The organism is Microvirga flavescens, from assembly GCF_003290125.1.
Lineage (GTDB): Bacteria > Pseudomonadota > Alphaproteobacteria > Rhizobiales > Beijerinckiaceae > Microvirga > Microvirga flavescens.
Map to the genome: position 1 here is coordinate 126,468 of NZ_QMKH01000008.1, position 6,526 is coordinate 132,993.

A 6,526-nucleotide genomic window follows, 5' to 3' on the forward strand; every position below is an offset into this window, starting at 1 on the left:
TCAATAGCGGCCAACGTCGATTACAGCTTCGGCGAAGGCCTGCGGTGCTTCCTGAGGAAGGTTGTGCCCTATGCCGCCCGTGATCAGCCGATGTTCATACTTGCCGGAGAACTTCTTGGCATAAGCCGCCGGATCCGGATGCGGCGCGCCATTGGCATCGCCTTCCATTGTAATGGTCGGCACGTTAATGACCGGGAACTCGGCAAGCCGCTTTTCCAAATCATCATATTTCGGATCGCCAGCCGCCAGACCGAGTCGCCAGCGATAGTTATGAATGACGATGCTGACGTGATCAGGATTGTCGAAGGACGCCGCCGTGCGATCGAATGTAGCGTCATCGAAAGCCCATTTCGGTGACGCAAGCCGCCAAATGAGCTTGGAGAAATCGCGCCGGTATTTGTCGTAGCCGGCTCGCCCGCGGTCCGTGGCAAAATAGAACTGGTACCACCATTGGAGCTCGACCGCGGGCGGCAACGGCATCTTGCCGGCCTCCTGGCTACCGATCAGATAACCGCTCACGGACACCATCGCCTTGACGCGCTTCGGCCAGAGCGCCGCGACGATGTTGGCCGTGCGCGCCCCCCAATCGAACCCGGCGAGCGTGGCCTTCTCAACTTTGAGAGCATCCATCAACGCGACGGCATCGACGGCGAGCGCCGACGGTTGACCGTTCAGGAACGTTTCAGTGGAGAGAAAACGGGTCGGGCCATAGCCGCGCAGATACGGCACGATTACCCGATAGCCCGCGGACGCCAACAACGGGGCGACATCGACAAAGCTATGAATGTCGTAGGGCCAACCGTGCAGCAGAAGAACTACAGGGCCATCGGCTGGGCCGACTTCAGCGTATCCTATGTTCAGGACACCAGCATCGATCTGCTTCAGTGAATCGAATGACGCATTCGTTCCTGATCTTATCGCAGATGGAACCGATGCTCCTCCCTGGCTGGATTGCGCCTCTGCCGAACCCATCCGCACGAGTTCGGCAGCCGCAACGGTCAGGGCTGCTTTGCTCAAGAAGCGACGGCGATCATGATCGACCTCTTCGGGCATGAGCCTCTCCCAATGGATGCGGGCCGATGATGCCAGGAATGGCGGGTGACGAAGATACACACTGCATGCACGCCACCGACCTCCCCATCAACGCAGTGGTTTGAACGCGGCCCTGAGTTCCCCAGCGAAGATCTCCGGCTGCTCCCAGGCCGCAAAGTGCCCGCCTTTGTCGAGTCGGTTGTAGTGAATCAGCTTTGGAAAGGCTTTCTCGGTCCAACTGCGTGGCGCGGTATAGATTTCGTCCGGAAAAGCGCTCACCGCGACTGGAATGGTAACGCCCTTGGGAGCGAAGAATGCGAGCTTGCTCTCCCAAAAGAGCCGCGCCGATGAGACACCTGTGTTCGTCAGCCAATAGAGCGTGACGTTGTCGAGGATATCGTCGCGTGTGAGGCCCTCTGACTGCCCGTCGAAGACTCGTCCAATGAGCTTTTGGCTGGCTGCATCATGGTCGAGCATCCATGCCGCAAGACCGATGGGTGAATCCTCCAGAGCGTAGAGCGTCTGCGGACGGTTGCCCATTTCTTGCGCGTAACCCACACGGTGCTTGTAGAAGAAGTCCAGCTGGTCCCACGCATATTTTTCGTCAGCAGAGAGACCAGTGGGCGATGGCCCGCCGGCAAGCGCCGCGGAGATATTATCAGGCAGTGTTCCCGGCATATTGGTGTGGATGCCAAGCAACCCGGCGGGTTTCTGAAGCGCCATTTGCTCGGAGATGGCGTCGCCCCAGTCACCGCCCTGCGCGACATATTTCTTGTACCCCAGCCGGTCCATCAGGACAGCCCAGACGCGCGCGATGCGCTGCGGATCCCATCCGAGCTCCGTGGGCTTGCCGGAGAAGCCGTACCCTGGAATCGACGGGATGACGACGTCGAACGCATCCGCCGTTGTCCCGCCATGAGCCGTCGGGTTGGTCAGCGGGTCGATGATCTTCAATTGCTCGATAATCGACCCCGGCCAGCCGTGCGTGACAATCATGGGCAGCGCGTTCGGATCCTTCGATTTGACGTGGATGAAGTGAATATCGACACCGTCGATATTGGTGACAAACTGGGGTAGTGCATCGAGCCGTGCCTCGACCTTTCGCCAGTCGTACTCATTCGCCCAATAGTCGGCGAGCTTCTGCATCGTCGCAAGCCGCACGCCCTGCGAGTCGTCCGCCACCAGCTCCCGGCTGGGCCACTTAGTCGCCTTGATCCGCCGCTTGAGATCGGCAAGCTCCTCGTCGGACGCGCGGAACTTAAACGGCCGGATCGCCGTGTCTTCCATTGCTGCTCCCGCTTGGGCAGGCTGCGCGGTCAGGTTCGTCGGGATCAGACTGACGGCGATCGTGACTGCTGATGTGGCCAGAAGCACTGCGGCGGAGGTCGTCAGAAAGGACATCGTCTTTCTCCCTGGTTGCGGGTCTTCAGATCGATTACCGGAGTGACCTAAACGCTTCTCGGAGTTCGGCACTGAATAGTTCCGGCTCTTCCCAGGCGGCGAAGTGACCGCCCTTTTCGACTCGGTGATAATAGATGAGTTTGGGGTAGGCCCTTTCGGCCCAGCTCCGCGGGGCTTCATATTGTTCGCCGGGGAAGACGGTCACCGCCACCGGAATGGAAACACCTTTGGCGTTGAAAAAGCCTCCCTTGTATTCCCAGTAGAGTCGAGATGCAGAGACCCCCGTGTTCGTCAGCCAATAGAGCGTGATGTTGTCGAGGATCTCATCCCGCGTCAGTTCGCCCGTGGCGCTCATCGTCCGACTCAGAGCCGAGACTACTGCCGCTGCCGGCTGGCCGTCGGCATCATTGTGGTCAAGCAGCCAGGCGGCGAGGCCGACGGGTGAATCCGCAATGCCGTAAAGGGTCTGCGGGCGCGCGCCCATGAACCTGGCGTAGTCGACTTGCTTGAACGTTCGAACCAGCTGCGCATAGGCGCGCTGTTCGTCAGCTGAGAGGCCCGTCGGCGCCGGGCCGCCGGCTAGGAGAGCCTTGTCGACGTCGGCTGGCACAGTGGCGGGCATATTGGTGTGGATGGCGAGCAATCCCGCGGGCGCCTGCAAGCCCATCTGATCGACCACAAACGCGCCCCAGTCGCCGCCCTGGGCCACGTAGCGGGTATAGCCGAGGCGCTTCATCAGTTCCGTCCAGGCCCGCGCCATGCGCTCGGGGCCCCAGCCGGTGCTCGTCGGCTTACCGGAGAAGCCGTAGCCTGGCATCGACGGGATGACGACGTCGAACGCGTCTTCGGCCCTCCCGCCGTACGCGGTTGGATCGGTCAGCGGCCCGACAAGCTTGATCTGCTCGAGCACCGAGCCCGGCCAACCATGCGCGATGATCACCGGAAGCGCGTTCGGGTGGCGCGAACGGACATGGATGAAGTGAATATCCAATCCGTCAATGGTCGTCATGAACTGCGGCAAGGCGTTGAGTTTCGCTTCCGCCCTGCGCCAATCGTAGTCGGTCGCCCAATAGCGTGCGAGTTCGCGCATTGTCGCGAGTGGCACGCCCTGCGACTGGTCATTGACCGTCTCTCGGTCGGGCCACCGGGTCGCCGCGACGCGGCGGCGGAGATCGACGAGTTGCTCTTCCGGAATATTGACGTGGAACGGACGGATTGCAGCGCTCTCTGCCGCCGGGCTCGCCGTGGCGGGCTGAGCGGCCAGGCGCGTAGGGACCAGACCGACGCCGATCATGGCTGCCGATGTGGCCAGAAGCACTGCGGCTGAGGTGGTCAGAAAGGGCATCGTCTTTCTCCCTGGTTGCGGGTCTTCAGATCGATTACCGGAGTGGCCTAAATGCCTCTCGAAGTTCGGCACTGAAAAGCTCTGGTTCTTCCCAGGCAGCAAAGTGGCCGCCCTTGTCGACTTCGTGGAAGTAGATCAGGTTGCGATAGGCGCGCCGGGCCCACGTCTCCGGGGCGCGATAGCTCTCCCCAGGAAAGACCGTGATGGCCACCGGGAGTGTAATCTCGGCGGTCTTCTGTGCAGCCGCAAAAACAGGACTGCCTCCGCCGGTTTCCCAATACAGCCGCCCTGACGAAGTCGCGGTGTTCGTCAGCCAGTACAACGAGATGTCGTCTAAGACCTCGTCTGGCGACTTTTCGGGATCGCTGCTGCTATAGGTCCACTTAGTGAACCCTGGATGCCCAAGCATCCACGCCGCGAGGCCAGCAGGCGAATCCGTGATGGCGTAGCCGATCGTCTGTGGCCGCGTGCCCATCATCACGGCATAGGACCTGTTCCCCATTTTCGCCGCCGCGCTGAGCTCGTCGAATGTCGCGCGTTCCTTCTCGGATAATCCTCCCGGCGCGGGCCCGCCGGCGGCGAGCGCCGCGGCCGCCTCGGGCGGGACGACGGCCGGCAAGTTGATGTGAATGCCCAGCAGACCGGCCGGGGCCTGGCGTGCCATTGCGCTGGAAACGGGGGAGCCCCAATCACCGCCTTGAGCGACGTAGCGGGCATAGCCGAGGCGCTTCATCAGCTCTGCCCAGGATCGCGCGATGCGGTCGGGCCCCCAACCGGTATCGGTCGGCTTGCCGGAGAAGCCATAGCCGGGCATCGAAGGGAGAACGAGGTCGAAGGCGTCTTCGGCGCGCCCTCCATAAGCCGTGGGATCCGTCAGGGGGCCTATAATCTTGAGCAGTTCAAACACCGAGCCGGGCCAGCCATGCGTCATGATCAGCGGCATGGCATTCGGATGCTTCGAGCGAACGTGAATGAAGTGGATGTCGAGGCCGTCGATCTTGGTGATGAATTGCGGGTAGGCATTCAACTTCGCTTCCGCCTTTCGCCAGTCGTAGCCGGTGCCCCAATACCCGACGAGCGGCTTGAGCTTCGCGAGCTGGATGCCCTGCGACTGGTCAGTGACCGTCTCCTGATCAGGCCAGCGTGTCGCCGCGATGCGGCGGCGGAGATCGACGATTTGCTCTTCCGGAATGTTGACGTGAAACGGTCGGATTGCAGTGTCTTCAAGCGCCGCGCCCGCTGTGGTGGGCTGCGCGGTTGGGTGCGCGGGCATCAGACTGATGGCGGCCACGGTGAGAGCGACGAAAGCGATCCGGGCGAAGATGTCGATGAACGACATGGTTGGCTCCTTCTTCGGATATGCAAACACACGGCACAGGAGCGACGTCGATAAACTGTGAATCATAGGGATCAGTTCCCCCAATATAGCCCCGGGCATCGAGCGCAACGCCCGCCTTGTCGAGGCCGAGATCGTCCGTGTTAGGCCGCCGCCCGACGGCGATCAGGCCAATCGGCCCGGCTTCGGGACGGTCCCGATTGGGCCACCCCGAGCGCTATGCGAAGTGAGATGCGAGACCGCGTAGACGTTACTGACTTTGATGCATGGCAAGCTCCGCGCAGCGAAGGCCCGGGCTTGCCAACCGAGCCGCGTGGCGGCAATCTTAAGCTCAGCAAGACGTTCAGCGGGTGTATGCCGGACTATTTTTCTCGTCGGGCAACAAAACATGGGAAACGGCCATGATCATGGACGGTGGGAATGCCGGTGCTGGTGAGAGAGACGAGGCAGTTTTGCTCGGGCGTCGGGCGGGGCTTCTCACCCGCCGGTCGTTTCTGGTCGGCTCGGCCGCCGGTGTCGGTGCGCTGGGGCTGGCCGGTTGCGCATCCGACGGCATGAGCCTTGCCGAGGCGGCGAAGGTATACGGGCCGGTGCCTGAGGAAAAATTCCCGATCCCTGCGGTCGATGTCAGCAAGGTCGATCCGAAATATTATCGCCGGACAGTTCGCTACGACACCAAGGAAGCGCCCGGTACGATTATCGTCGATCCTGGCAATTACTATGTCTACCGCATCGAGGACGACGGAACCGCCACCCGCTATGGCGCCAATGTCGGCCGCGGCGGGTTCCGGTGGAGCGGTGACGCTTATGTCGGGCGCAAGGGCGAATGGGCGACCTGGACCCCGCCCAAGGAGATGATCAAACGCCAGCCCGAGGCGGCCAAATACGCCGGCGGCATGCCGGGCGGCCTCGACAATCCGCTCGGCGCCCGCACGCTATATCTTTATCAGAACGGCGCCTACACGCTCTACACGATCTACGCCAGCCTCGACGCCGAATCGATCGGCAACGGCATCACGAGCGGCTGCGTCGGCCTCCTCACCCAGGATATGATGCATCTGTACGAACGAACGCCGGTCAAGACGAAGGTGATCGTCCTGCCGGCATAACAACGGCGCCAACCCCGGTCCGGGCGCTGCCGGTGTGGGCGCCGTAAAGGGCAACCAACCCCGGCTTAAGCCGGGGTTGGTCTTCAAAGCCGCTGAACGCCGCTTAGATGAAGAACAGCTCCTTGACGGTGAAGTTCTTCAGCGCCTTGTTGTTGGTGAAGGTCGCAATCGCAACCCCCGCCTTGGCGCCATTGCCATCGGCATCGTAGTACAGGACGCGCTTCTGGCTGTCGTAGACGAAGTAGTCGTTGGCATCCTTCGCCGTGTCGATCGAGAAGAAGTCCGCCTTCATCTTGAGCGGCT

General features: G+C 61.8%; 5 protein-coding genes and 1 pseudogene. 1 reads left to right on the forward strand and 5 read right to left on the reverse strand.

The window, feature by feature from the left end:
- From DQW91_RS14975 to DQW91_RS14990, 4 genes are all read right to left on the reverse strand, one after another.
- Positions 1–1,053 carry an alpha/beta fold hydrolase gene (locus tag DQW91_RS14975; protein WP_112664452.1) on the reverse strand — a complete coding sequence of 351 codons (1,053 nt, stop codon included), beginning with the start codon at positions 1,051–1,053 and terminating at the stop codon, positions 1–3.
- 87 nt (positions 1,054–1,140) lie between these two features.
- Positions 1,141–2,433 (reverse strand): epoxide hydrolase family protein, encoded by a 1,293-nt coding sequence (locus DQW91_RS14980; RefSeq protein WP_112664453.1) that lies wholly within the window; start codon positions 2,431–2,433, stop codon positions 1,141–1,143.
- Between the two features lie 34 nt (positions 2,434–2,467).
- The gene (locus tag DQW91_RS14985; protein ID WP_112664454.1) at positions 2,468–3,778 is read right to left on the reverse strand and encodes an epoxide hydrolase family protein; all 1,311 of its coding nucleotides are present in this window, start codon (positions 3,776–3,778) and stop codon (positions 2,468–2,470) included.
- Positions 3,779–3,812: 34 nt separating this feature from the next.
- Positions 3,813–5,117: an epoxide hydrolase family protein gene (locus tag DQW91_RS14990; protein ID WP_112664455.1), complete on the reverse strand. Its 1,305-nt coding sequence runs from the start codon at positions 5,115–5,117 to the stop codon at positions 3,813–3,815.
- Between the two features lie 398 nt (positions 5,118–5,515).
- Between DQW91_RS14990 and DQW91_RS14995 the strand changes: the two genes are divergently transcribed.
- Positions 5,516–6,223 (forward strand): L,D-transpeptidase family protein, encoded by a 708-nt coding sequence (locus tag DQW91_RS14995; RefSeq protein ID WP_112664456.1) that lies wholly within the window; start codon positions 5,516–5,518, stop codon positions 6,221–6,223.
- 103 nt (positions 6,224–6,326) lie between these two features.
- On the opposite strand, the pseudogene DQW91_RS15000 reads toward DQW91_RS14995, so the two are convergent.
- Positions 6,327–6,526, reverse strand: a pseudogene (locus DQW91_RS15000) (hypothetical protein); the annotation flags it as partial.

Coding starts and splice junctions, on each gene's coding strand:
- DQW91_RS14995 (WP_112664456.1), top strand. CDS start 5,516: ATGATCATGGACGGTGGGAATGCCGGTGCTGGTGAGAGAGACGAGGCA.
- DQW91_RS14990 (WP_112664455.1), bottom strand. CDS start 5,117: ATGTCGTTCATCGACATCTTCGCCCGGATCGCTTTCGTCGCTCTCACC.
- DQW91_RS14980 (WP_112664453.1), bottom strand. CDS start 2,433: ATGTCCTTTCTGACGACCTCCGCCGCAGTGCTTCTGGCCACATCAGCA.
- DQW91_RS14975 (WP_112664452.1), bottom strand. CDS start 1,053: ATGCCCGAAGAGGTCGATCATGATCGCCGTCGCTTCTTGAGCAAAGCA.
- DQW91_RS14985 (WP_112664454.1), bottom strand. CDS start 3,778: ATGCCCTTTCTGACCACCTCAGCCGCAGTGCTTCTGGCCACATCGGCA.